Source organism: Bacillus sp. B25(2016b), from assembly GCF_001679765.1.
Lineage (GTDB): Bacteria > Bacillota > Bacilli > Bacillales > Bacillaceae_G > Bacillus_A > Bacillus_A thuringiensis_K.
In genome coordinates, this window is sequence record NZ_CP016285.1 from 1,429,080 (window position 1) to 1,453,233 (window position 24,154).

Genomic DNA, 24,154 nt, shown 5'->3' on the forward strand with positions numbered 1-24,154 from the left:
GGGAGATTATGCATCGCGGCAAAGGGATGAAGTTTGTAGGAGATTCTCGGGTACCAGTAGCTCGGAAACCAAATATTCCAAAAGACTATTCTGAATACCCAGGGAAAACAGAAGCATTTTGGCCGAACTTCTTGTTAAAAGAATGGATGGTTGGTGCAGTTTTTTTAATCGGTTATTTATGTTTAACAGTGGCGCATCCGTCGCCGCTTGAGAGAATGGCGGACCCAACTGATGCTGGATATATACCACTTCCAGATTGGTATTTCTTATTCTTGTATCAATTATTAAAGTATTCTTATGCTTCCGGTTCATTTACTGTAATTGGAGCATTTATTATGCCAGGGATTGCGTTTGGAGCATTACTGTTAGCTCCATTTCTTGATCGAGGTCCAGAAAGACGTCCATTGAAGCGTCCTGTGGCAACTGGATTTATGCTTTTAGCAATTGCATCGATTATTTTTTTAACTTGGGAATCTGTAGCACACCACGACTGGGAAGCTGCAAAAAAACAAGGAGCAATTGTAAAAACAGCGCCAGTTGATAAAAATGATGATGGCTATAAATTAATGCAAAAAAATACTTGTTTAACATGTCATGGTGACAATTTACAGGGCGGGGCAGCAGCACCGGCACTGCAAAACTTAACTTTAAAGCCAGAAGAAATTGCTAAAATTGCGAAAGAGGGAAAAGGTTCAATGCCTAAAGGTGTATTTAAAGGTACGGATGAGGAACTGAAGAAGCTTTCGGAATTCATTGCAAAGTATAATAAAAAATAATAAAAAGCTGACTACAAAATTTGTAGTCAGCTTTTCTATTTAGTTGGATGAAGTTTGTTATAATAGAGTAGGATTTAATGAATGAATTACTTTGCTTGAAAGGTGTTGGACATACGGATTGGTGTACTTGTATGCAATGTTAAGACAACGCTCGGTATTATTATTTTTATTAATTGTTAACATATTAGGTACAATTTACGGATTTATATGGTACGGAAATCAATTGAAAGAAACGTCACCTATATTTTGGCCGTTTGTACCAGATAGTCCTATGGCGAGTCTCTTTTTTGTCTTTGTTTTAATTGCTTTTTTGGCAAAGAGAAACTGGGGATTAATAGAAGCGTTAGCGATTGTAACTTTAATAAAATATGGTATTTGGGCTGTTGTTGTAAACGGGATTATGATTTACGTAAAAGGGCCTATTGGCCTTATGGGCTACATGTTAATGCTTTCGCACTTTGCGATGGCAGTACAAGGATTTTTATATGCCCCATTTTATCGTATAAAAAAATGGCATTTTATAGTAGCAGCTGTGTGGACGTTGCATAACGATGCAATTGATTATTTATTTTGGCAAATGCCGCGATATGGAATTATGCATTTGTTTGTAGAGGAAATTGGTTATTTTACGTTTTGGTTAAGCATTGCTGTATTATGTATTACATATTATTGTTGTTTAAGTGAGCAAAGGAAACAATTTTCTTTATGATGGTTAGAACATTTTAGGGGGGAGAACATGGAGAAAAATAAGAGTGGTACAAAAATATTGGATCGATTGATTACTTTAGTTGTTTCATATAGCATAGCATTTTCTATTTTTGCACTCTCAACAATGGCAGTTGTATATGGAAAATGGCTGTATTATTTTGAAATTGATTTTTTAAATATTCCTGATTTAGCGGATATGACGAAGGATGAAATTAAAAGAAATTACGATGTGCTTATTACATATTTATCCCCGTTTTATGACGGAGCATTACATTTGCCAACATTAGGTATGTCTACAAATGGCCGTATTCATTTTGTAGATGTTAAAAATATTTTAGTAAACATTCAATATGTGATGTATGCGACAATTATGATTGCAGTGATAGGCGGAATTTATTTATTAAAAAAGAAAAATGAAAAGTTTTTACTGCACGGATCGATTTTAACAATCATTTTTCCGATAGCGCTTATGTTACCAATTGCTATTAATTTTGAAAAGAGTTTTGTATTATTCCATAAGCTTTTATTTAGTAATGATTATTGGGTTTTTGATCCTGAAAAGGATCCAATTATATTAATGTTACCAGAAGAGTTCTTTATGCATGCTGCGTGTGCTATTTTATTATTCATTTTAGGTGGTAGTATACTTTGTTACAGTTTATATAGATATTTCGTAAAAAAGAAAAGGATGTCACAGAAAAAATTCTCTGCTTAAAGAGAATTTTTTTCTTTGTAAAATGATAATATATTTTTCGGTCTAGTTCTGTTCTATTCTTGTCCAAATTAACATATTTTGTACTAGTAGTTATAGGGGGGACCGGGATGAAGAGAACATTAATTGGATTGATAGCATTTCTAATTATAATGTTTCCGTTACGTATATATGCTGAAGAGTGGAATGAGCTAACAGGGTTGTTAGACGATTCGTTACAGTTAGTGAAGCGTAATGAAGATGAAAAAGCGGTACAAGTATTACAACATTTCTCGGAGCAGTTTTTAATAAAGGGGAATGAAAAGAAGCAGGAAGTAACACCAGATCAAGTTAGAGTTATTTCTTTAGCTTACGATAAGGCGCAACAATCGCTCTCTGAAGAAGGTTTAGGTAAGCAAGCTAAAATTGATAATGTGCTGGCATTACAACTTGCTGTTGATGCACAAGTATCGAAATATCAACCACTTTGGATGGAAAGAGAAAGGAAAGTAATGGATGCCTTTTCTCAAATGGAAAAAGCGATGGAAAAAGAAGATGCTGGGCAGTTTCAACAAACGTTAAATACGTTTTTAAATGAATTCAATATTATTTATCCAAGCTTAATGATTGCTTTGCCAGAAAACGAGGTTCAGCGTGTAAATGTTCATTTATCTTATTTAGATGAATTTCGTAACGTTATGTTAAAAACGAAAGGCGGCCAAATGCAATTAGGGATTATTAAAGGGGATTTGCAAAAGATATTTCACACAGTAAAAAAAGATGAAATTGCACCCTCTCTCATTTGGTTTATGACAATTACTGGGGGACTTATTTTATTCACATTAACTTATGTTGGATGGAGAAAGTATAAAGGAGAGAGAGAAAAAAGAAAAAGTAATGTACATTCTAAAAATAGATAATGCAATAAATAAAGATATGGATTGTAAGGTTTATTCATTGACAATAGTGGCAGAAGAAAATAGAATGAGAAGTACTATAATTAAAACTTCAATGGAGGTTCATGATGTTTTATTTAATTTACTTCGCGATCATAATGATCATACCGTTGTATGCACAGTCAAGAGTACGTAGTGCCTATAGCAAGTATTCACAAGTTTATTCAACATCAGGTATGACAGGAGCGGAAGTGGCTCGAAAAATTTTAGATGAAAATGGATTATACAACGTAGCTGTAGAAGAAACACCAGGTCATTTATCAGACCATTATGATCCAACCGCTAAGACGGTTCGATTATCAACAGATAACTATTATGGACATTCAGTTGCTGGTACAGCAGTTGCAGCACACGAAGTAGGACACGCAATTCAAGATGCAAAAGATTATAAATTTATGCGCGTTCGTCATTCGTTAGTGCCAGTTGCAAACTTTGGTTCGAATATGTCTTGGATTTTCGTCCTAATCGGTATATTTGCACAAATGTCTGGTTTGTTGTTATTAGGTATCATTTTAATGGCAGCAGGTGTTGTGTTCCAGCTCGTTACATTGCCAGTTGAGTTTGATGCGTCAAAGCGCGCAATGCAACAAATTGAAGCGCTAGGTATTGTATCAACAGATGAATATGGGCAAGCTCGTAAAGTATTAAATGCGGCAGCATTAACATATGTAGCAGCTGCAGCTGTAGCGGTATTTGAATTATTACGTCTCGTATTAATGTATACTGGTATGCAGCGTAGCGACGACTAAAGACTATCAATTTTGATAGTCTTTTTTTGTTGTATGGATTGAATTATATAATGTATTGCAAATAGAAATAATAGAAGTAATGCGGAAAGGCGGTGGGGGGAAATGAAATATCCAGACCATTTAGTAAAACAAGTGCAAGAGCGCAGTGCTCCTTATCAACTAGAAGGTTTTTTAAGTGGACAAGGTCCTGAAAATCCCAAATTTATGTTATTAGGAGAAGCGCCTGGTGAAACAGAAATTCATAATGGGATTCCGTTTAGCGGGAGGGCGGGGAAACAATTAATGGATTTTTTAGAGCGTATTGATGTTACAAGGGAAGAAGTATATATTACGAGCGCTGTTCGGAGTAGACCTTATAAATGGCGAGAGAAAAAAGAACGAAATGGTGAAGTCATGCAAAAAAAATATAATAGAACGCCAAATCAGGGAGAAATAGTTGCCCATGCGCCTTTGTTAGATTATGAATTAGAGAAAATAAATCCGAAGCTTATCGTCACGCTTGGAAATATCGGTCTTCAACGTTTAACAGGAAAAAATAAAAAAATCACAGATGTACACGGGCAATTATTAAAACAGCCCATTCAAAAATTAAAGGATATGCAAAGTGCAGAGTTTACATGGTCAGAGAAAGAATACGAAGTTTTTCCGACTTTTCATCCAGCTTCCATTTTTTATAATCGGGGTTTATTGGAGCTTATTTATGAGGATTTAGAGAAGCTTAAAAGACTTGTAATAAAAAACTAGAAAAGCTAAGGCGCTTTTCTAGTTACATTTAATTATGTAAAGGGTTTTTATTTTCATCTAACGTAAATCCTTCACCAACTACATCATGTACATCACTTACAGCGACAAAAGCATGAGGATCTACAGAAGTAATGATATTTTTTAATTTCACGATTTCATTTTTAGCAACAACGCAATACAATACGTTACGTTCCACTTTTGTATACGATCCAACAGCTTTTAAAAAGGTTGCTCCGCGCTCCATTTCAGATAAAATTTTGGCAGCAATTTCATCGTTTTTCTCTGAGATAATAGTCGCTCCTTTGGCAGCATAAGCTCCTTCTTGCATAAAATCAATGACTTTAGCACCGATAAAAACAGCAACTAGCGTATACATGCCCTCGCGGTATGATAAATAGGTAAGAATAGAGACGACGATAACGACAGCATCAAACATAAACATTGTTTTCCCCATACTCCAGCCAACATATTTGTGAGCTAGTCGTGCGATAATATCTACACCGCCAGTAGTCCCGCCATATTTAAATATTATTCCAAGGCCGATACCGATAAATGCCCCGGCGAATAAAGCTGCGAGTGTCATATCATTTTGCAAGTTTAAATGTAAGTTGAGTACTTCGTAACGCTGGAAAATCCATAGAAATAAAGATACGCTAAAGGTGCCAATTAATGTATATAAAAATGTCGCTCTGCCAAGTAACTTCCAACCAATAAAAAATATAGGGATATTTAAAATTAAGTTTGAGTAGGAAGGATCAAACTTAAATAAAAAATACAATAATAGTGTAATACCAGTAAACCCACCCTCTGCAAGGTGGTTTTCAATATTAATATTGACAATACCGAAAGAAAATATAGCGGAACCAATTAAAATAAAAACAATATTTCGCATCTTCAATTTTGATGTCATATAGAAATCCCCCTAATTATGTAATGATTGCATTGCTCCGCTGAAACGGTAAAACATAATAATAAGTAATTTCTAGTTGATAGTGAAAATAGTAAGAACCTGCACCAACGGCTGATAGGAGATGAAGCAAAGAAGAGGGGCAAACCAGCCGTAGGAACCCGATTGGTACGGGCTAATCTTTTGCAAAAAACGCAAAAGAAGTTTCACTTTACCCCGTACCAACGGCTGGTAGGAGATAAAGCTCTGAAGAAAGGCGAACCAGCCGTAGGAACCCGATTGGTACGGGCTAATCTTTTGCAAAAAAACGCAAAAGAAGTTTCACTTTACCCCGTACCAACGGCTGGTAGGAGATAAAGCTCTGAAGAAAGGCGAACCAGCCGTAGGAACCCGATTAGTTCAACTAATCTTTTGCAAAAAAACGCAAAAGAAGTTTCACTTTATTATAGTCTATCCAAAAATGGGTGGCAAATAGGTGTTTGGCGGGGAATAATATTTGTCAAATCGCGATGAATTGGCTAACATGAAAGAGGAAGGATTAGAGGTGAATAGTATGGAAGCAAAAACGATGAAAGATATGCAGAAAGAAGTAGATGCATATATTGGTCAGTTTAAAGAAGGTTATTTCAGTCCGCTTGCAATGATGGCTCGTTTAACGGAAGAAATGGGAGAGCTTGCAAGAGAGGTAAATCATTATTATGGTGAGAAACCGAAGAAAACAACTGAAAAAGAAAGAAGTATTGAAGAAGAGCTTGGAGATGTATTATTTGTTATGATTTGTATGGCAAATAGTTTAAATATTGATTTAGAGACAGCACATAACATTGTAATGAATAAATTTAATACACGTGATAAAGATCGCTGGACACGTATTGATGAGGGAGAGAAAGAATAATGAAAGAAATTAAAGTAATTATCGCCGGACCAAGAGGACGTATGGGTCATGAAGCAGTTCTTCTTATGGAAAGAACGGAACATTTTAATTTAGTAGCAGCAGTGGATTATAAGCATGGTGGTGAGAAGATTTCTGATTTACCTGGCATGCCAGCATTACATGCACCGATTTACGCTGATTTACATACTTGTTTAGATGAAGTAGAAGCAGATGTGTTGTTAGATTTAACAACACCAGAAGTGGGGAAACAACACGTTACACTTGCAGTTGAGCGTGGACTTCGTTCGGTTATTGGTACAACTGGATTTACAGAAGAAGAATTGGCACGTTTAACAGAGAATGCAAAAGAAAAAGCAGTAGGAACAATTATTGCTCCAAACTTTGCAATTGGTGCAGTTCTTATGATGAAATTCTCACAAATGGCAGCGAAATATTTCCAAGATGTTGAGGTAATTGAATTACATCATGATCAAAAATTAGACGCACCATCTGGTACAGCTGTAAAAACGGTAGAGTTAATTCGTCAAAATCGTGAATCAAAGCAGCAAGGTCATCCAAATGAAGTAGAGCAACTAGCAGGTGCACGTGGTGCAAATGTAGACGGTATTCACATTCATAGTGTACGTTTGCCAGGGCTTATTGCACACCAAGAAGTAATGTTCGGTGGAGATGGACAAATGTTAACAGTTCGTCATGATTCATTCAATCGTGCATCATTTATGTCAGGTGTAAAACTATCAATTGAGACAGTAATGAACCTTGATCATCTTGTGTACGGTTTAGAAAATATTATCGACTAAAGGGGAGACAACGGATGAAAATTGCCTTAATCGCACATGACAAAAAGAAAAATGATATGGTTTCGTTTGCATACGCATATAAACCAATTTTTGAACAACATGAATTATTTGCAACAGGAACGACAGGGCTTCGTATTATGGAAGCGACTGGATTAGTTGTAACAAGATATCAATCTGGCCCTCTTGGTGGAGATCAAGAAATTGGTGCAATGATTGCAAAGAACGATTTAGATATGGTGATTTTCTTCCGCGATCCATTAACAGCACAGCCGCATGAACCGGATGTGAATGCATTGCTTCGTTTATGTGATGTATATGCGATTCCACTTGCAACGAATATGGCAAGTGCTGAAATGTTAATGCACGCATTAGAGCGAGGAGATTTAGATTATCGTAAGTTAAGAAAATGAGGGGAACAATTATGAGTGGATTACATATATTAGCGTTTGGTGCTCATGCCGATGATGTTGAAATCGGCATGGCTGGTACCATCGCTAAATATACAAAGCAAGGGTATGAAGTAGGTATTTGTGATTTAACAGAAGCTGATCTTTCTTCAAATGGAACGATAGAGTTGAGAAAAGAAGAAGCGAAGGTCGCAGCTCGTATAATGGGAGTAAAAACGAGGCTGAATTTAGCGATGCCAGACCGTGGTTTGTATATGAAAGAAGAGTATATACGTGAAATTGTCAAGGTGATCCGTACATATAAACCAAAACTAGTTTTTGCGCCGTACTATGAAGATCGCCATCCAGATCATGCAAATTGTGCAAAGCTTGTGGAAGAGGCTATTTTTTCAGCAGGAATCCGTAAATATATGCCGGAACTTTCACCACATCGTGTGGAGTCTTTTTATAATTATATGATTAATGGTTTTCATAAACCGAATTTTTGTATAGATATAAGTGAGTACCTCTCTATAAAGGTGGAAGCATTAGAAGCGTATGAAAGTCAGTTTTCAACAGGGAGCGATGGTGTTAAGACACCGTTAACAGAAGGTTACGTTGAAACTGTGATCGCTCGTGAGAAGATGTTTGGAAAAGAAGTTGGAGTCTTGTATGCCGAGGGATTTATGAGTAAGAAACCGGTTTTATTACATGCTGATTTATTAGGGGGATGTAAATGAAATTAAAAATAGGTATTACATGTTATCCTTCTGTAGGTGGTTCTGGAGTTGTTGGAACAGAATTAGGAAAGCAATTGGCGGAACGTGGGCATGAAATTCACTTTATTACATCGGGTTTACCATTCCGGTTAAATAAAGTATATCCAAACATTTATTTTCATGAAGTGACGGTAAATCAATACTCTGTATTTCAATATCCACCATACGATTTAGCGTTAGCAAGTAAAATGGCCGAGGTTGCACAAAGAGAAAACTTAGACATTTTACATGTGCATTACGCAATACCACATGCAATTTGTGCATATTTAGCAAAACAAATGATCGGAGAGCGTATTAAAATTGTTACAACCTTACATGGAACAGATATTACTGTGTTAGGTTCCGACCCTTCGTTAAATAATTTAATTCGTTTTGGTATTGAGCAATCAGATGTTGTCACTGCTGTCTCGCATTCATTAATTAATGAAACACATGAGCTTGTAAAACCAAGTCAAGAAATTCAAACGGTATATAACTTTATAGACGAACGTGTATATTTCAAGCGTAATATGTCTCAATTAAAGAAAGAATATGGTATAAGTGAGAGTGAAAAAGTACTTATTCATATTTCGAATTTCCGTAAAGTGAAACGTGTGCAGGATGTTGTTCAGGCATTTGCTAAAATTGTTAAAGAAGTAGATGCGAAGTTGCTTCTTGTTGGAGACGGACCAGAATTCTGTACGATTTTACAGATAGTGAAAAATTTACATATTGAAGATCGCGTTTTATTCTTAGGGAAGCAAGATAATGTTGCAGAACTACTCGCGATGAGTGATTTAATGTTGCTTCTATCAGAGAAGGAAAGTTTTGGTCTTGTTTTATTAGAAGCAATGGCGTGTGGTGTACCTTGTATCGGAACGCGGGTTGGAGGTATTCCAGAGGTTATTCAACACGGGGAAACAGGATATTTATGTGAAGTTGGCGATACAACAGGAGTGGCAAATCAAGCTATTCAGCTATTAAAGGACGAGGAACTTCACCGTAATATGGGAGAGCGAGCAAGAGAAAGTGTTTATGAGCAATTTCGCTCAGAAAAAATTGTTTCACAATATGAAACGATTTACTATGACGTACTAAGGGATGACAAAAATGGAAAGATTTAAAAAAGCTAGTTCTATTATTGAGACATTAAAGCAACAAGGACATGAGGCTTACTTTGTTGGTGGGAGCGTACGAGATCTTATTATCGATAGGCCGATTGGAGATATTGATATTGCGACATCTGCTCTACCAGAAGAAGTGATGGCTATATTCCCAAGAAATGTTCCTGTTGGTCTTGAGCATGGAACTGTAATTGTTGTAGAAAATGGTGAGCCTTATGAGGTAACTACTTTTCGAACAGAAAGCGAATATGAAGATTTTCGAAGACCTAGTAGTGTTCAATTTGTTCGTTCATTAGAAGAGGATTTAAAACGTCGTGATTTCACGATGAATGCAATTGCTATGACAGAAGAAGGCAAAATGGTTGATTTATTTGCTGGACAGGAAGCCATTCAACAGAGAGAAATTGTGACAGTTGGAAATGCTGCGGATCGTTTTCAAGAAGATGCCCTGCGAATGATGCGTGGTATTCGGTTTGTAAGCACGTTAGGTTTTTCATTAGAAATGAAAACGAAGCAAGCGATTGAAACGCATGGGCATTTGCTAGAACATATAGCAATTGAGCGTATTACAGTAGAGTTTGAGAAACTGTTAACTGGTACATATTGTGTGAAAGGTCTCAAAGAATTAGTAGAGACGAAGCTATTTTCTCATTTGCCATATTTACAAATGTCAGAAGAGAGACTGTTAAAAGCTACGCAGTATAAATGGGATTCTTTCGAAACGGATATTGAGGCGTGGGCATTTTTCTTATATTGTATCGGAGAAGAACATCCATCTGTCTTTTTACGTCAATGGAAGTTTTCGAATAAAAAAATAAAAGATATTGTTGCAGTTTTATTGGCAATTCGTACTAGAAAGGAGAAGGATTGGGATACAGTCCTTCTTTATAAAACGGGAATTCATATCGCTGAAATGGCAGAGAGAGTATATGAAGCGATGATTGAAAGCTATAATCCTACATCTGTTGAACGAGTACAATCAATGTTTCATGCATTGCCAATCCAGGAGCGTCAAGAAATGAATGTGACTGGTAATGATTTATTAAACTGGGCAAACAAAAAGCCTGGTCCGTGGGTTGCTGAAATGCTTCAGAAAATCGAAGAAGCAATCGTACAAGGAAACGTAGTTAATGAGAAAGAGCATATAAGGGAGTGGCTGCAAGGATGCAATCTACTATAAGAAAGCAGTTATTGCAAGTTTTTTCTGAAGCGGATGGCGAGTTTGTATCCGGCCAAACAATTAGTGATAAACTTGGTTGTTCAAGAACTGCTGTGTGGAAACATATGGAGGATCTCCGGAGTGAGGGATATGAACTTGAAGCTGTGCGCCGATTAGGTTACCGAATTGCAAGTAAGCCAGACAAAGTGACTGCTAATGAAATTCAGTTAGGGCTACAAACGAAGCGAATTGGTAGAACAGTGTATTTTGAAGAAACTGTTGAATCAACGCAGCACATTGCAGCAAAACTTGCTTATGAAGGTGCAGAAGAAGGAACTGTCGTTGTAGCAGAAGAACAAACAGCGGGAAGAGGTCGTTTAAGCAGAAAATGGCATTCACCAAAAGGAACAGGGATTTGGATGAGTATTATTTTACGCCCATCAATCCCAGTTCATCATGCACCGCAACTTACTTTGTTAGCGGCTGTTAGTGTTGCACAGGCAATTGAAAAATGTACAGGTGTAAACGTAGGAATAAAATGGCCAAATGATATTTTAATTCAAGGTAAAAAGGCTGTAGGTATATTAACAGAAATGCAAGCGGATCCTGATAAAATTAATGCTGTCATTATGGGCATCGGTATTAATGCGAATCAAAAGCAAGAACATTTTGATGAAGAAATTCAGCACATTGCTACTTCATTAGCGATTGAATCAGGTAAGCCGATTGTTCGTGCAGAACTTATGCAACAAATCTATTTACAACTAGAAAAATTATATGAAGAGTATTTACAAAATGGTTTCTCTGTCATTAAAATTCTTTGGGAAAGTTACGCTGTGAGCATCGGGAAAGAAATTACCGCTCGAACAATGAGAGAGACGATTACGGGTGTAGCAAAAGGAATTACAGAGGATGGTGTATTGCTTCTAGAAGACCATGAAGGAAAAGTACATCATATTCATTCTGCAGATATCGAAATTAAGTAAAAGAAGTTCCTCTTTTGGAACTTCTTTTTATTTCAATAGTTTTGAGGTGAATTTGTAACATGATAATAAATTCTTTTCATCTGCAATTCTCCTTTGTTAAGTGCTTTCTTCAATTAACCTGCATCATTAGTTTAAGGGTTATACTATACAGTTAAATGGATCACAGAAAAAATTAACTTGGACTTTTTTTAACATGCGTTGAAAAACATGTATCTTTTCAGGATTGAATTATCCATAAAAACTGTATAGCATATATACTCTCGTATTAAATTTCATATACCGTAATAAGAATAAAAAATTATTTTTTCAAAAAAATGTAGTAATTCCTTTTTGTAGTTTGCTATAATTAGTTCGAATGTGGGCAGTATCAGAGCGAACTGCACCATGATTCGAAGTCATACGAAAAATAATAACTTGGATTCTGCCTTGATCCAATAACGGACTGGGACAGAGGGATGAATAATGCCGACTAACACACAACCCTTCTGCCCTTTTATGGCCAGAGGGGTTTTTTATATGATTTCGGCCATCTCCTCTCTCCTGCATAAAGGAGGAGTAGTTTTTGAAAACAAAAACAGATTTTTTGAAGATGAAAGAGCAAGGTGAGCCGATTACAATGCTAACGGCGTATGATTATCCATCTGCTAAATTAGCAGAAGAAGCTGAAGTTGATATGATTCTAGTTGGAGATTCTCTTGGAATGGTTGTACTCGGATACGATTCAACAGTACCTGTAACAGTAGAGGATATGATTCATCATACGAAAGCTGTACGCCGTGGAGCGAAAGAGACGTTTATTGTAACTGATATGCCATTTATGTCGTATCACGTATCATTACAAGAAACGATGGTGAATGCACGCCGCATCGTTCAAGAGAGCGGGGCACACGCACTGAAGGTAGAAGGTGCTGGAGAAGTTATATCGACGATTCAATATTTGACGAACGCAGGAATTCCTGTTGTAGCGCATTTAGGTTTAACCCCTCAATCTGTAGGAGTGTTGGGTGGATATAAAGTGCAAGGAAAAGATGCGGAGAGTGCAAAAAAATTAATAGAAGATGCAAAGAAATGTGAAGAAGCTGGTGCAATAGCGCTTGTGTTAGAATGTGTACCAATGCAGCTAGCAGAACTTATTTCAGAGCAACTAACAATACCGACAATTGGGATTGGTGCAGGACAAAAAGTAGATGGGCAAGTGCTTGTTTATCATGATCTTATCTCATACGGCGTAAATCGTGTTCCGAAATTTGTGAAGCAATATACGTCTGTTCAAGAGGAGATTGTACGCGGGATTTCACAATATGTTACTGAAGTAAAGACAAGGAAATTTCCTGAAGAAAAACATTCGTTCACAATGAAAGAGGAAGAATGCTTAGCGTTATACGGAGGAAAACAATAATGAAAATCGTAACTACAGTGCAAGAGATGCAGCAAATTACAAACGAACTTCGTGCAAGTGGAAAGAGTATTGGTTTTGTTCCAACAATGGGTTATTTACATGAAGGCCATGCTACTTTATTACGTAAGGCAAGAGAAGAAAATGAAATTGTAGTTTTAAGTGTATTTGTAAACCCACTACAATTTGGCCCAAATGAAGATTTAGATCGATATCCTCGTGATATTGATAGAGATGAAAATGTAGCAAGAGAAAACGGTGTAGATTATTTATTTTATCCGAGTGTAGAAGAAATGTATCCAGCAGAACAAACGACAACAGTTGAAGTTGTAAAGCGTACCGATGTATTATGTGGCAAACAAAGACCTGGTCATTTTGCTGGTGTTGCAACTGTACTAATGAAACTATTTAATATTACGCTGCCAATGCGTGCTTATTTCGGTATGAAAGATGCTCAACAAGTTGCTGTCATTGAAGGATTTGTAACTGATTTCAATATTCCAGTTACAATCGTACCAGTTGATATTGTAAGGGAAGAAGATGGTTTAGCGAAAAGTTCTCGTAACGTGTACCTATCACAAGATGAACGTGAAGAAGCTCTTCATTTATACCGAAGCCTATGTATAGCGAAAGAAAGAATTGAGGCAGGTGAACGTAATCCGGAAATCATTACAAATCTTGTGAAAGAGTATATTGAGACGCATACGAAAGGCACTGTAGATTATGTGGATTTATATGCATATCCGTCATTAACAATGGTAGAGAAAGTCGAAGGAAGGATCATTTTAGCTATTGCAGTTAAGTTTGAAAATGTAAGATTAATTGACAATATAACATTAACGGTTAAATAAGGGGGAGCATCTATGTTTCGCACAATGATGAGAGCAAAGTTACATCGTGCAACTGTAACGGAGGCAAATTTAAATTATGTAGGTAGTATTACAATTGATGAAGACTTAATGGATGCGGTAAATATTGTAGAAAACGAAAAAGTCCAAATTGTAAATAATAATAATGGTGCTCGCTTAGAGACATACGTTATTAAAGGGGAACGCGGTAGTGGTGTTGTTTGTTTAAACGGTGCTGCGGCAAGGCTTGTACAACCAGGGGACAAAGTAATTATTATTTGTTATGGGCTAGTTACGGAAGAAGAGATTCATAAACAAGAACCAAAAATTGCAGTACTAGACGATAATAATCAAATTATTGAAATGTTAGGTGCTGAAAAAGCGGGTACGATATTATAAGTAGAAAAGCTATCTCCATTGCGGAGATAGCTTTTTTGTGCATCTTTTCATTAAGATGAGATAAAACGTGGTATAGTAACATTATATAAATTATTGTTGTTTGAAAGGTAAGAAATTGAGGTGTTACATATATGAGTAAGCGTTATGTCGTTGTTGATTTAGAGACGACAGGGAACTCCTGGAAAGATGGGAAGGATAAAATTACCCAAATTGCAGCTGTTGTAGTAGAAGATGGAGAGATATTGGAGATTTTTTCGTCTTTTGTTAATCCAAAGAGAGAGATCCCACCATTTATTACAGAATTAACAGGGATTGATGAAAGTCTTGTAAAACAAGCCCCGTTATTTCAAGATGTAGCCCCGATGATTGTTGAGCTATTACAAGGTGCGGCTTTCGTTGCGCATAATGTTCACTTTGATTGGAATTTTTTAAATGAAGAATTAAGGCAAGCTGGATATACAGAAATACATTGTCCGAAAATCGACACGGTTGAATTGGCTCAAATTCTTTTGCCGACAGCCGATAGTTATAAATTACGTGATTTAGCTAAGAAGCATGAACTAGAGCACGATCAACCACATCGTGCGGATAGTGATGCTCTTGCAACAGCGGAATTATTTTTACAATTTTTAAATGAAATTGAAAAGTTACCACTTGTCACGTTGCAATCGCTTTATGAATTAAGCGATGTGTTCCAAAGTGATATAGCTGATGTGCTTTCTGAAAATATTTTAAAGAAAGTAATGCACGGTAAAGAAGATACAGCGGAGTATGAAATACATCGAAATATTGCGCTGAAAAAGCGGAACTATTCCTTAAACCTTGGAGAAACGTGTTCATCAAAGTTTGATGCTTTCTTGAATAAAACGATGGATAAATTGGAATCACATATGCCAAAGTATGAAAGAAGAGAAAGTCAACAATTGATGATGAAAGAGATATATACGGCGTTAAGAGATTCTCGTTTTTCACTAATTGAAGCCGGTACAGGAACAGGAAAGACTCTTGCTTATTTGCTTCCTAGTCTTTATTTTGCAAAGAGAAAAGAAGAACCTGTCATTATAAGTACACAAACGGTACAACTCCAACAACAAATATTAGAAAAAGAAATTCCGTTATTACAAAGAATAATGCCATTTTCATTTGAGGTAGCTCTTCTAAAAGGAAGAAAGCATTATTTATGCTTACATAAATTTGAGTATGCTTTGCAAGAGGAAGAAAAAAATTATGATATGGCACTTACGAAGGCGAAGATTTTAGTTTGGCTATTGCAAACTGAAACAGGTGATCGAGACGAATTAAATATTCCTGAGGGTGGAAAGTTACTTTGGAATCGGATTTGTAGCGATGCGTATAGTCCAGGCGGTATGCAAAGTAATTGGTATAGTCGTTGTTTTTACCAGCGAGCGAAGAATAAAGCTTTATTTGCAGATATCGTTATTACAAATCATGCGTTATTATTTCAAGATTTTTCAAGTGAAGAACCGTTGTTTGCTTCATGCGAACATATTATTTTTGATGAAGCTCACCATATTGAAGAAGCTGCGAGTAGAACATTGGGTGAACAGTTCTCTTGTATGTATTTTCAATTGGTTATATCTCGTCTTGGGACGCTAGAAACAGAAGATGTACTCTCCAAAGTATATAAAATGATGAAAAAATCAGAGCAAGCATCTCGTTCAACTTTCCGTATGATAAGTTATAGTTTGAAGGAACTTAAGTTTGATGCGGATGAACTCTTCCAAATGTTACGTACTTTTATATTTAAACAAACAAAGCAAGAACAAGGAACGAATAATATGCCGCTCATCTATAGGTATAACCCAGAACTAGAAAAAGGTAAGTTGTGGGATAGTATTGTCGAATTAACAAATCGTTTTATATATGAATTAAGAAGGGTAGTAACTGCTCTTGAGAAGCAAGTGAATATATTGCAAAGTAAGTTAGAATGGGAGATGCATGTTGTAACAGGTGAATTTATGCATTTAATTGAGTTGCTGAGAAAGATGGCAGAATCATTACAATTACTCATATTAGAAAAGAATTCGTATGTAACTTGGATGGAGACTGAAACGAAAGGGACGATTCATTCAACAGTTCTATATGCACAGCCTGTTCATATTGGTGAAAGATTTGCGGATGAATTTTTAACAGAAAAAAAGAGTGTTATTTTTACATCTGCAACACTAACAATTAACGATACGTTTGATTATATAAAAGAGGAACTTGGTTTACATGATTTCGCTCCAAATACTTTAAAGGTTCCGTCACCATTTCGTTATGATGAACAGATGAAATTAATGGTTTCAACGGATGTACCTTTTATTAAGCAAGTAAGTAATGAACGATTTATTGAATCTGTATCGGAACATATTGCAAAGATAGCGAAAACCACAAAAGGCAGAATGCTCGTTTTATTCACTTCGTATGAAATGTTAAAAGAAGCGTATGCGAATTTAAAAAATAATGATGAATTAGAGGGTTATTTATTACTCACACAAAGTGTGAATAATAGAAGTAGAAGCCGTTTAATTCGAAAGTTTCAAGAGTTCGACAAATCAATTTTATTAGGGACGAGCAGTTTCTGGGAAGGAATAGATATTCCAGGAGATGCCTTAAGTTGTCTTGTTATAGTCCGTCTACCATTTACACCTCCTCATCAGCCGATGATGGAAGCGAAAGGTGAGTGGCTAAAAAATCAAGGTGAAGATGTATTCGCTAAATTAGCGCTCCCACAAGCAATATTACGTTTCAAACAAGGATTTGGCCGTTTAATTCGAACGAATACAGACACAGGAACGGTAGTAGTGTTAGATCGTCGTTTGACGAGTTCTTCTTATGGAAAACGATTTCTACAATCGATCCCTAACGTACCTCTTTATGAAGGACCATTAGAAGAATTATTAGTACAATTAGAAGAACCACCAAATGAATAAAAATGGAAGAAAAATACGCCTGAAGTATTTATAAACTTCGGGCGTAAAAAATGTGGGTAGGAGGAATTTTATTTTTCTTACTTCTTGTATACAAAATGTGTTGGTTTTCGACTTGAAACCTTTTTTTGCTGTACATGTCCTGCTATAATAGATGGGTGATGAAGCAGGGGTTGTAAAGAATGTACTCTTATTGTAACCGCATTGCGTTCTTCTATAATTAGAAATTTTTGTGTAACGGAGGAGTTTTTTCATGGAGAAGAAAATCGAAGTACTATCAACGACACGTATTAAATATTCGTCTGATTTGTATAAAATTGTTGATAGTTTGAATCGTACGTTAAAAGAGCAGGACCTCATGTTCGGACTAGCATTAGACGAAAAAGATAAAGAAACAGCTGTATTTACGATTTACAGAACGTAGTGATACAATGAAAAAGTGGATCTTTGCAATCATTATTGTTATCGTTGCTAGCGGAATATATGGGGCGTATGTTTATAATAAAGCGATGGGAAAGAAAATTCCCAAAGAGTCGAAATTTGTAGAAATTGCTAAAGAAAAAGCAAAGCTTACAAAGGTCAAATCTGTTGATTATTACAATGGAAAATCTGCATATATAGTCGTGCAAGGTACAGATGAAAAGGGAGAACAACTTATCGTTTGGGTGCCTGAGAAAAAAGGGGATACTGTAGTAAGGAAAAAGAGCGAAGGTATTTCTGAAAAAGAGGCTATACAAAGAACAATAGAGCAAGTCGGCAATGAAAGTAAGGAATCAAAAAGTAAGCCGAAAGAGATTATGAAAGTGAAATTAGGCTTTGAAAATGATGTACCACTATGGGAAGTTACATATATTGATGATGACAATCGTTATAGCTATTACTATCTTGAATTTAAAGATGGAAAATTTTTAAGACGATATAGCATTGAAAAATAGATGTAGGGGGAACTACAAATGAAATTAGCAAAGCGAGTAGCTGCTTTAACACCGTCTTCAACTTTAGAAATTACAGCAAAGGCACAAGCATTAAAAGCAGAAGGTCATGATGTAATTGGATTAGGGGCAGGAGAACCTGACTTTAATACGCCAGAACATATTATGGATGCTGCACATAAAGCGATGTTAGAAGGACATACGAAGTATACACCAACAGGTGGATTACAAGCGTTAAAACAAGAGATTGTGAAGAAGTTTACTCGCGATCAAGGAATTGCGTATGATCCGTCCGAAATTATTGTATGTAACGGCGCAAAGCATGCATTATATACATTATTCCAAGTGTTACTTGATGAAGGAGATGAAGTTATCATCCCAACGCCTTACTGGGTAAGTTATCCTGAGCAAGTAAAGCTCGCTGGAGGTAAGCCAGTTTATGTAGAAGGTCTGGAAGGCAATGAGTACAAAATTACAGCAGAGCAGCTGCGTGAGGCAATTACAGAGAAAACGAAAGCAGTTATTATTAATTCACCGAGCAATCCAACAGGAATGATTTACAGCAAAGAAGAATTACAACAGCTTGGAGAAGTATGTTTAGAACACGATATTTTAATCGTTTCAGATGAAATTTATGAAAAGTTAATTTATGGTGGAGCAGAATATACTTCGGTTGCCCAGCTTTCTAATGCATTAAAAGAACAAACACTTATTATTAATGGTGTATCTAAATCTCATTCTATGACAGGATGGCGTATTGGATATGCAGCAGGGAATAAGCAGCTTATTAAAGCGATGACGAACTTAGCGAGTCATAGTACGTCAAACCCTACTTCAATCGCTCAATACGGCGCAATTGCGGCATATGCAGGCTCACAAGAACCTGTAGAAACAATGCGTCAAGCATTTGAAGAGAGATTAAACATTATTTATGATAAATTAATTCAAATCCCTGGCTTTACTTGCATTAAACCACAAGGTGCATTTTACTTATTCCCTAATGTAAAAGAAGCTGTAGCTTTATCTGGATACGAAAACGTTGATGATTGGGCAAAAGCTTTATTAGAAGAGGAAAAAGTGGCTCTTGTACCAGGTACAGGATTTGGTGCTCCGAATAACGTTCGCTTATCATATGCGACATCTCTTGAACAAGTAGAGAAAGCATTAGAACGCATTCATACGTTTATGAAAAGTAAAGTGCAAGCTTAATTTTATATTTCATTCATGTAATATAAAAAACCTCCCTATTAATGGGGAGGTTTTTTTGACGAATTGTGGCAAAAAGAAATAGCTAAAGGTGTGTTATACTAGAGAGCGAGGTGTTTGGTGATGAAAAAGAAAATAATGTTACAGTGGTTTGAGCAGGGAAGCATTGCAATTCCAAAATTGCTTATGATGCATTATAAAAAATTAGGTTTAAATGAGACGGAATTTATGGTGGTACTTCATGTACACACATTTTTAGAATCAGGTAATTCGTTTCCGACTCCTTCAGAGATTTCTGAACGGATGACGATAACGGAAATGAAATGTATGGAAGTAATTCAAGTATTGATTCAAAAAGGTTTTTTATCACTAGAAGGTGGACAAAGATCAGAAGCGATGATGTGCGAAAGTTATTCTTTACAACCGTTATGGGAAAAAATATTACATTTCTTAATGGATGAATCAATAGAGGAAGAGCAAAAAGAAAAAAAACAGCTGCAAGTAAATTTATATACAGTATTTGAAAAAGAATTTGGAAGACCACTTTCGCCGTTCGAATGTGAAACGTTAGGAATGTGGGAGGACCAAGATCAACATCATCCAAATTTAATTCAAGCGGCTCTTAGAGAAGCTGTAATGAGTGGAAAACTAAATTTCCGATATATTGATCGTATTTTATTTGAGTGGAAAAAGAATGGAATTAAAACGGTAGATCAGGCTCAAAATCAAGGTCAAAAATTTAGAGCGAATCAACAAAGAACACAACAAATGACAAAACAAGAGACGAAATTTACTGGAAAAGTGCCTTTTTATAATTGGTTGGAGCAGTAATATAGGAGGAAAAATATGCTTAACAAAACGCAAATCCGTTATTGTTTAGACACAATGGCGGATATGTATCCAGAAGCACATTGTGAATTGGTTCATGATAATCCATTTGAACTTGTAATCGCGGTGGCGTTATCTGCACAATGTACGGATGTACTTGTAAATAAAGTGACAAGAAATTTATTTCAAAAATATAAAACACCAGAAGATTATTTAAGTGTTTCTCTAGAAGAATTACAACAAGATATACGCTCTATCGGATTGTATAGAAATAAAGCAAAAAACATTCAAAAATTATGCCGAATGTTATTAGATGACTATAATGGAGAAGTACCGAGCGATCGAGATGAACTTACGAAATTACCAGGTGTAGGAAGGAAAACAGCGAATGTTGTAGTTTCCGTAGCGTTTGGAATTCCGGCAATTGCTGTTGATACACATGTGGAGCGAGTGAGTAAACGATTAGCTATGTGTAGATGGAAAGACTCTGTGTTAGAAGTAGAAAAAACATTAATGAAAAAAGTACCGATGGATGAGTGGGGAGTTACACATCATCGTATGATTTTCTTTGGACGTTATCACTGTAAAGCACAACGACCGCAATGTGAGGAGTGCAGACTATTAGAAGTATGTCGTGAAGGAAAGAAGCGAATGAAGGTGAAATAAAGGATGGAGCGAGTTATAGAAATACCGAAAGAATTTCAATGTTTACCATTTTTTGAAGAAAGTGTAAATTTAATTAAGTATCATACAGACAATTCTTTTGAAGAGATAATACAAAATACTTACTTTATATTTGATATTGAAAGACAGTATGAGCCATGGAAGGAAATTGAAAACAGTATTCCAGCGATGTTGAATGTATGGAAAAATAAGCATGAAGACATTGCTATACTGTTTCGAAATAGAAATAAGCAAGAGGCTGAGGGACCAATGATTCTTTTTGCAGCTCACTTGTTATCGGTTGTCTATTGGCTAAATGAACAACCTGTTCATAGTTTGAATGAAATGCAAATAAATACGAATAAATTAAAAGTACAACCTGTTAATTTTATGGAAAGATATTCATTCATTATAAAGAAACCGAGTAATTATCATTCTTATATTCAATTAGCGCAGTTGTATATCGAAATAGAAAAGCTGTATGTAAAGAAAATGATAACAAAAAAGAAGCCCGCTTCTCGTTAAGAGAAACGGACTTCTTTTTTTGTATATTAGGACTCTGTTGTAACAACAGCACCGTCTGCGTGAGGTGTATCTCCTCCGGTATTTTGGTGTTGCTGTTCTTGTTGTTTCTTAGCTTCTTCTTCAGCTTTTTTCTTGGCCTCTTCTTCAGCTTTCTTCTTAGCTTCTTCTTCAGCTTTTTTCTTAGCTTCTTCTTCAGCTTTCCTTCTAGCTTCCTCATCAGCTTTCTTCTGAGCTTCTTCTTGCTGTTTACGTTGTTGTTCTTGTTGCTGTTCTTGTTGTTTTTTAGCCTCTTCTTCAGCCTTTTTCTTAGCTTCGTCTTGTTTTACTTTATCTTCATTAGCCTTTTTCTGGGCTTCTTCATCAGCTTTTTTCTTAGCTTCTTCATCGGCCTTTTTCTTAGCCTCTTCTTCAGCTTTTTTCGCATCTGGAGTTCCGCCAGGCGCAGTGAAGGATGCACCAACTGCTGGGCTTGTGCCAGTGCCTTTTTTCGCTACTACAGAGAAGCTATAAGTAACACCTGGTTTAATACCACCAAGAGTAGCTGTCGTACCACTTACTGATAGGCTGCCACTTGAACCGTCAGTTGCTTTATAGCTGGCTGCATATGCATCAACTTCTGCTGGTCCAGACCAGTTTAGTGTAACTGTGCTAGCGCCATCAAAAGTGACATTCAGACCACTAGGGGCATCTACTTTAATTTGTTTAATTGCATCTTTTTTCGCACCTTTTACATATAATTCTCCGTTTATTTCTTGAACAGAAGAAGGACGTTCAAAGCGTGATTTATCTGTAGCGAATTTGCTCATCATTACTTGGAACATTTGCTGTGCAATTTTAGTATAACGATCACTAATGTAGTTTTCTGGACCGTTCTTTACGTAACCCGTCCATACAGCCATCGTATATTGTGGTGTATATCCAGCGAACCAGCTATCTCTGTTTGCATCAGCTGGAATGCCGTATTTCTTTAAATCTTTTGCATCAAAGTTTTGCGTTCCAGTTTTACCCGCTACGTCAACACCTGAAACATATGCTGTTGGTCCTGTACCACCAGAACCAGGTTTTACTACGTCACGAAGAACGTCAGTTACCATGTAAGCTGTATAGTCTTGCATAGCACGTTGTTCTTTCGGTTTAAAGCTTTTCTTTTTCCCGTCCGGGAAGGTTACTTCTTTTACGAAGTGTGGTTTATTGTAGTTACCACTATTACCAAAGGTTGCATATGCACCTGCTACTGCTAAGGGAGAACTATCGTTACTACCAATTGCAGTAGATTCATGTACTCCATTTTCAAATGTCATGCCTAAACCTTCAGCAAACTCTTTTGATTTATTAAGTCCAACTGTTTGAGCTGTCTTTAAAGCCGGGATGTTTAATGACTTCTTCAATGCTTCACGAAGTGAAACGTCACCTTTAAAACTCCCTGTAGCATTTTTAATCTTTGTGCCATCAGAATAAGTATATTCAGAGTCATTTAATTGATGATAAGTAGACCACTGAAGATTCTCAATCGCTGGACCGTAGTCGAAAATTGGTTTCATTGTTGAACCAACTTGGCGTTTTAAATCAGTTGCCATATTATGACCTTTGAAAGTGGACTTATTTTCTTTACGTCCAGCACCAATTGCTCGAACTTCTCCAGATTGTGTATCCATAAATACGAATGATCCTTGGAATTGATCGTTTGGATACTTAATAAGATTGCCATCCATAATTTTTTCAGCATAATCTTGAGCATCTTGATCAAGTGTTGTATGAATCGTTAAACCATCTGAACCGATATTTACATCAGGATATTCTTTTTCAACTTCTTTTACAACTGCATCTAAAAATGCTTGATACTTCATCTCAGTTATTTCTGAAGACGGTTGAAGGCCCTCTGTTACTGGGATTTTAACTGCATTATTCATTTCTTCTTTTGTTATATAACCATGTCGATTCATTAATGACAATACGACATTACGACGATTTGTTGCTCGTTCAACATTTTCCTTTTTGGTTGGATCATAAATGTTTGGACCTTGGGGTAAACCAGCGAGCATAGCAGCTTCATGTAATTGCAAGTCTTTTAAATCTTTACCATAATATTTTTGCGCTGCTGTCGCAATACCGTATGAACGGTTACCTAAATTAATCTTATTTAAGTACATTTCTAAAATCTCATGTTTAGAGTATTGTTGCTCTAATTTGTAAGATAAGTACCATTCTTGTACTTTTCTCTTAGCGGTTTTATCCATCGTTAGAAAGTAGTTTTTAACGACTTGCTGTGTAATCGTACTACCACCTTGGGAACCGAAACCACCAGTGACATTTTCCATAACTGCTTTTGTAGTTCGTTTAAAATCAATTCCATTATGATCATAGAAACGCGAATCCTCAGTTGCAAGGAATGCATTTTCAACTACTTTTGGAATTTGATCATAAGTAACATGTGTTCGTTTTTCAGCACCGTATTCATAGAAGAAATTTCCGTTTTTATCAAGAAACTTTGTTGATAAAGGATTAACAAGTTTGGATTTGTCTAATTTTGGAGCGTCCTTTACCATAACAAAGAAAGCGGAAACGCCGGCTACAAGACCAACGATACCAAGAAGTAGACAACCTATAAGGAATTTCTTGAAAAAGGAGCCTTTTTTCTTTGGTTTTTCTTCTTTATGTGTTTTTTTCTCTTGATTTTTCACATGATTTCGTTCTGTACGAGAACGATAATTATCTGACATTATACTTTCTCCTACCTTTCATTCTCTCCCCCAAAAGTCGAAAAAAGAGCCTTAGTGATGACTCT

The 24,154-nt window shown here is 36.2% G+C and carries 25 protein-coding genes; 23 read left to right on the forward strand and 2 right to left on the reverse strand.

The window, feature by feature from the left end:
* Window positions 1-8 precede the first annotated feature (8 nt).
* The 6 genes from qcrC to BAQ53_RS07435 all read left to right on the forward strand — a co-directional run bounded on the left by qcrC (window position 9) and on the right by BAQ53_RS07435 (window position 4,624).
* Complete coding sequence (qcrC, locus tag BAQ53_RS07410) at window positions 9-776, forward strand: menaquinol-cytochrome c reductase cytochrome b/c subunit (RefSeq protein WP_000554602.1); 768 nt, start codon at window positions 9-11, stop codon at window positions 774-776.
* A 118-nt stretch (window positions 777-894) separates the two neighbouring features.
* Window positions 895-1,485: a lipoprotein heptaprenylglyceryl N-acetyltransferase LhaT gene (lhaT, locus tag BAQ53_RS07415; protein ID WP_116777454.1), complete on the forward strand. Its 591-nt coding sequence runs from the start codon at window positions 895-897 to the stop codon at window positions 1,483-1,485.
* A 27-nt stretch (window positions 1,486-1,512) separates the two neighbouring features.
* On the forward strand, window positions 1,513-2,199 hold the full coding sequence (gene lit / locus BAQ53_RS07420; protein ID WP_000414380.1) for a lipoprotein intramolecular transacylase Lit: 687 nt from the start codon (window positions 1,513-1,515) through the stop codon (window positions 2,197-2,199).
* A gap of 107 nt (window positions 2,200-2,306) precedes the next feature.
* On the forward strand, window positions 2,307-3,095 hold the full coding sequence (gene ypjB, locus BAQ53_RS07425; RefSeq protein ID WP_000831584.1) for a sporulation protein YpjB: 789 nt from the start codon (window positions 2,307-2,309) through the stop codon (window positions 3,093-3,095).
* Window positions 3,096-3,196: 101 nt separating this feature from the next.
* A complete protein-coding gene (locus BAQ53_RS07430; RefSeq protein ID WP_058839490.1) occupies window positions 3,197-3,880 on the forward strand; it encodes a zinc metallopeptidase in 684 nt (227 codons plus the stop codon).
* A gap of 102 nt (window positions 3,881-3,982) precedes the next feature.
* Entirely contained in the window at window positions 3,983-4,624 is a 642-nt protein-coding gene (locus BAQ53_RS07435) for a uracil-DNA glycosylase (RefSeq protein WP_000876872.1), read from the forward strand.
* A gap of 28 nt (window positions 4,625-4,652) precedes the next feature.
* On the opposite strand, the gene BAQ53_RS07440 is transcribed toward BAQ53_RS07435, so the two are convergent.
* On the reverse strand, window positions 4,653-5,534 hold the full coding sequence (locus BAQ53_RS07440; protein ID WP_000202124.1) for a YitT family protein: 882 nt from the start codon (window positions 5,532-5,534) through the stop codon (window positions 4,653-4,655).
* Between the two features lie 550 nt (window positions 5,535-6,084).
* On the opposite strand from BAQ53_RS07440, the gene BAQ53_RS07445 reads away from it, so the two are divergent.
* From BAQ53_RS07445 to BAQ53_RS07525, 17 genes are all read left to right on the forward strand, one after another.
* Window positions 6,085-6,426 (forward strand): nucleotide pyrophosphohydrolase, encoded by a 342-nt coding sequence (locus BAQ53_RS07445; protein ID WP_002108639.1) that lies wholly within the window; start codon window positions 6,085-6,087, stop codon window positions 6,424-6,426.
* Entirely contained in the window at window positions 6,426-7,226 is an 801-nt protein-coding gene (gene dapB / locus BAQ53_RS07450) for a dihydrodipicolinate reductase (protein ID WP_000658810.1), read from the forward strand. The genes BAQ53_RS07445 and dapB overlap by 1 nt, the downstream gene beginning before the upstream one ends.
* Window positions 7,227-7,240: 14 nt before the next feature.
* Complete coding sequence (mgsA, locus tag BAQ53_RS07455; RefSeq protein WP_000684765.1) at window positions 7,241-7,636, forward strand: methylglyoxal synthase; 396 nt, start codon at window positions 7,241-7,243, stop codon at window positions 7,634-7,636.
* Between the two features lie 11 nt (window positions 7,637-7,647).
* Window positions 7,648-8,352, forward strand: coding sequence for a bacillithiol biosynthesis deacetylase BshB1 (gene bshB1, locus BAQ53_RS07460; protein ID WP_000015673.1), 705 nt, complete (start codon window positions 7,648-7,650; stop codon window positions 8,350-8,352).
* Entirely contained in the window at window positions 8,349-9,494 is a 1,146-nt protein-coding gene (bshA, locus tag BAQ53_RS07465) for an N-acetyl-alpha-D-glucosaminyl L-malate synthase BshA (protein WP_208906666.1), read from the forward strand. Before bshB1 ends, bshA begins: the two co-directional genes overlap by 4 nt.
* Window positions 9,481-10,674, forward strand: coding sequence for a CCA tRNA nucleotidyltransferase (locus BAQ53_RS07470; RefSeq protein WP_089149053.1), 1,194 nt, complete (start codon window positions 9,481-9,483; stop codon window positions 10,672-10,674). The genes bshA and BAQ53_RS07470 overlap by 14 nt, the downstream gene beginning before the upstream one ends.
* Complete coding sequence (locus tag BAQ53_RS07475) at window positions 10,659-11,639, forward strand: biotin--[acetyl-CoA-carboxylase] ligase (RefSeq protein ID WP_001192064.1); 981 nt, start codon at window positions 10,659-10,661, stop codon at window positions 11,637-11,639. Before BAQ53_RS07470 ends, BAQ53_RS07475 begins: the two co-directional genes overlap by 16 nt.
* Before the next feature lie 562 nt (window positions 11,640-12,201).
* Window positions 12,202-13,038: a 3-methyl-2-oxobutanoate hydroxymethyltransferase gene (gene panB, locus BAQ53_RS07480; RefSeq protein ID WP_000851107.1), complete on the forward strand. Its 837-nt coding sequence runs from the start codon at window positions 12,202-12,204 to the stop codon at window positions 13,036-13,038.
* Window positions 13,038-13,886, forward strand: coding sequence for a pantoate--beta-alanine ligase (gene panC, locus BAQ53_RS07485; protein ID WP_208906667.1), 849 nt, complete (start codon window positions 13,038-13,040; stop codon window positions 13,884-13,886). Before panB ends, panC begins: the two co-directional genes overlap by 1 nt.
* A 12-nt stretch (window positions 13,887-13,898) precedes the next feature.
* Window positions 13,899-14,282: an aspartate 1-decarboxylase gene (panD, locus tag BAQ53_RS07490; protein WP_000490182.1), complete on the forward strand. Its 384-nt coding sequence runs from the start codon at window positions 13,899-13,901 to the stop codon at window positions 14,280-14,282.
* 131 nt (window positions 14,283-14,413) lie between these two features.
* Window positions 14,414-17,218, forward strand: a complete 2,805-nt coding sequence (dinG, locus tag BAQ53_RS07495) for an ATP-dependent DNA helicase DinG (RefSeq protein ID WP_208906668.1) — start codon at window positions 14,414-14,416, stop codon at window positions 17,216-17,218.
* Window positions 17,219-17,468: 250 nt separating this feature from the next.
* The gene (locus BAQ53_RS07500; RefSeq protein WP_000412179.1) at window positions 17,469-17,639 is read left to right on the forward strand and encodes a YpmA family protein; all 171 of its coding nucleotides are present in this window, start codon (window positions 17,469-17,471) and stop codon (window positions 17,637-17,639) included.
* Between the two features lie 7 nt (window positions 17,640-17,646).
* Complete coding sequence (locus BAQ53_RS07505) at window positions 17,647-18,150, forward strand: cell wall elongation regulator TseB-like domain-containing protein (RefSeq protein WP_000758739.1); 504 nt, start codon at window positions 17,647-17,649, stop codon at window positions 18,148-18,150.
* An 18-nt stretch (window positions 18,151-18,168) separates the two neighbouring features.
* Complete coding sequence (gene aspB, locus BAQ53_RS07510) at window positions 18,169-19,356, forward strand: aspartate transaminase AspB (protein WP_000761568.1); 1,188 nt, start codon at window positions 18,169-18,171, stop codon at window positions 19,354-19,356.
* A 120-nt stretch (window positions 19,357-19,476) separates the two neighbouring features.
* Window positions 19,477-20,184, forward strand: coding sequence for a DNA replication protein DnaD (gene dnaD / locus BAQ53_RS07515; protein WP_000727172.1), 708 nt, complete (start codon window positions 19,477-19,479; stop codon window positions 20,182-20,184).
* A gap of 15 nt (window positions 20,185-20,199) precedes the next feature.
* On the forward strand, window positions 20,200-20,847 hold the full coding sequence (gene nth, locus BAQ53_RS07520; RefSeq protein ID WP_000933037.1) for an endonuclease III: 648 nt from the start codon (window positions 20,200-20,202) through the stop codon (window positions 20,845-20,847).
* A gap of 3 nt (window positions 20,848-20,850) precedes the next feature.
* Window positions 20,851-21,369, forward strand: a complete 519-nt coding sequence (locus BAQ53_RS07525; RefSeq protein ID WP_208906669.1) for a YpoC family protein — start codon at window positions 20,851-20,853, stop codon at window positions 21,367-21,369.
* A 26-nt stretch (window positions 21,370-21,395) separates the two neighbouring features.
* Here the strand turns inward: BAQ53_RS07525 and BAQ53_RS07530 are convergent, their stop codons facing one another.
* On the reverse strand, window positions 21,396-24,089 hold the full coding sequence (locus BAQ53_RS07530; RefSeq protein WP_001283096.1) for a PBP1A family penicillin-binding protein: 2,694 nt from the start codon (window positions 24,087-24,089) through the stop codon (window positions 21,396-21,398).
* Window positions 24,090-24,154: the final 65 nt, after the last annotated feature.

Bases quoted from the DNA above. Each gene is read 5' to 3' on its own strand.
- qcrC (WP_000554602.1), top strand. From the start codon at position 9: ATGCATCGCGGCAAAGGGATGAAGTTTGTAGGAGATTCTCGGGTACCA.
- lit (WP_000414380.1), top strand. From the start codon at position 1,513: ATGGAGAAAAATAAGAGTGGTACAAAAATATTGGATCGATTGATTACT.
- ypjB (WP_000831584.1), top strand. From the start codon at position 2,307: ATGAAGAGAACATTAATTGGATTGATAGCATTTCTAATTATAATGTTT.
- BAQ53_RS07430 (WP_058839490.1), top strand. From the start codon at position 3,197: ATGATGTTTTATTTAATTTACTTCGCGATCATAATGATCATACCGTTG.
- BAQ53_RS07435 (WP_000876872.1), top strand. From the start codon at position 3,983: ATGAAATATCCAGACCATTTAGTAAAACAAGTGCAAGAGCGCAGTGCT.
- BAQ53_RS07440 (WP_000202124.1), bottom strand. From the start codon at position 5,534: ATGACATCAAAATTGAAGATGCGAAATATTGTTTTTATTTTAATTGGT.
- BAQ53_RS07445 (WP_002108639.1), top strand. From the start codon at position 6,085: ATGGAAGCAAAAACGATGAAAGATATGCAGAAAGAAGTAGATGCATAT.
- dapB (WP_000658810.1), top strand. From the start codon at position 6,426: ATGAAAGAAATTAAAGTAATTATCGCCGGACCAAGAGGACGTATGGGT.
- mgsA (WP_000684765.1), top strand. From the start codon at position 7,241: ATGAAAATTGCCTTAATCGCACATGACAAAAAGAAAAATGATATGGTT.
- bshB1 (WP_000015673.1), top strand. From the start codon at position 7,648: ATGAGTGGATTACATATATTAGCGTTTGGTGCTCATGCCGATGATGTT.
- bshA (WP_208906666.1), top strand. From the start codon at position 8,349: ATGAAATTAAAAATAGGTATTACATGTTATCCTTCTGTAGGTGGTTCT.
- BAQ53_RS07470 (WP_089149053.1), top strand. From the start codon at position 9,481: ATGGAAAGATTTAAAAAAGCTAGTTCTATTATTGAGACATTAAAGCAA.
- BAQ53_RS07475 (WP_001192064.1), top strand. From the start codon at position 10,659: ATGCAATCTACTATAAGAAAGCAGTTATTGCAAGTTTTTTCTGAAGCG.
- panC (WP_208906667.1), top strand. From the start codon at position 13,038: ATGAAAATCGTAACTACAGTGCAAGAGATGCAGCAAATTACAAACGAA.
- panD (WP_000490182.1), top strand. From the start codon at position 13,899: ATGTTTCGCACAATGATGAGAGCAAAGTTACATCGTGCAACTGTAACG.
- dinG (WP_208906668.1), top strand. From the start codon at position 14,414: ATGAGTAAGCGTTATGTCGTTGTTGATTTAGAGACGACAGGGAACTCC.
- BAQ53_RS07500 (WP_000412179.1), top strand. From the start codon at position 17,469: ATGGAGAAGAAAATCGAAGTACTATCAACGACACGTATTAAATATTCG.
- BAQ53_RS07505 (WP_000758739.1), top strand. From the start codon at position 17,647: ATGAAAAAGTGGATCTTTGCAATCATTATTGTTATCGTTGCTAGCGGA.
- aspB (WP_000761568.1), top strand. From the start codon at position 18,169: ATGAAATTAGCAAAGCGAGTAGCTGCTTTAACACCGTCTTCAACTTTA.
- dnaD (WP_000727172.1), top strand. From the start codon at position 19,477: ATGAAAAAGAAAATAATGTTACAGTGGTTTGAGCAGGGAAGCATTGCA.
- nth (WP_000933037.1), top strand. From the start codon at position 20,200: ATGCTTAACAAAACGCAAATCCGTTATTGTTTAGACACAATGGCGGAT.
- BAQ53_RS07525 (WP_208906669.1), top strand. From the start codon at position 20,851: ATGGAGCGAGTTATAGAAATACCGAAAGAATTTCAATGTTTACCATTT.
- BAQ53_RS07530 (WP_001283096.1), bottom strand. From the start codon at position 24,089: ATGTCAGATAATTATCGTTCTCGTACAGAACGAAATCATGTGAAAAAT.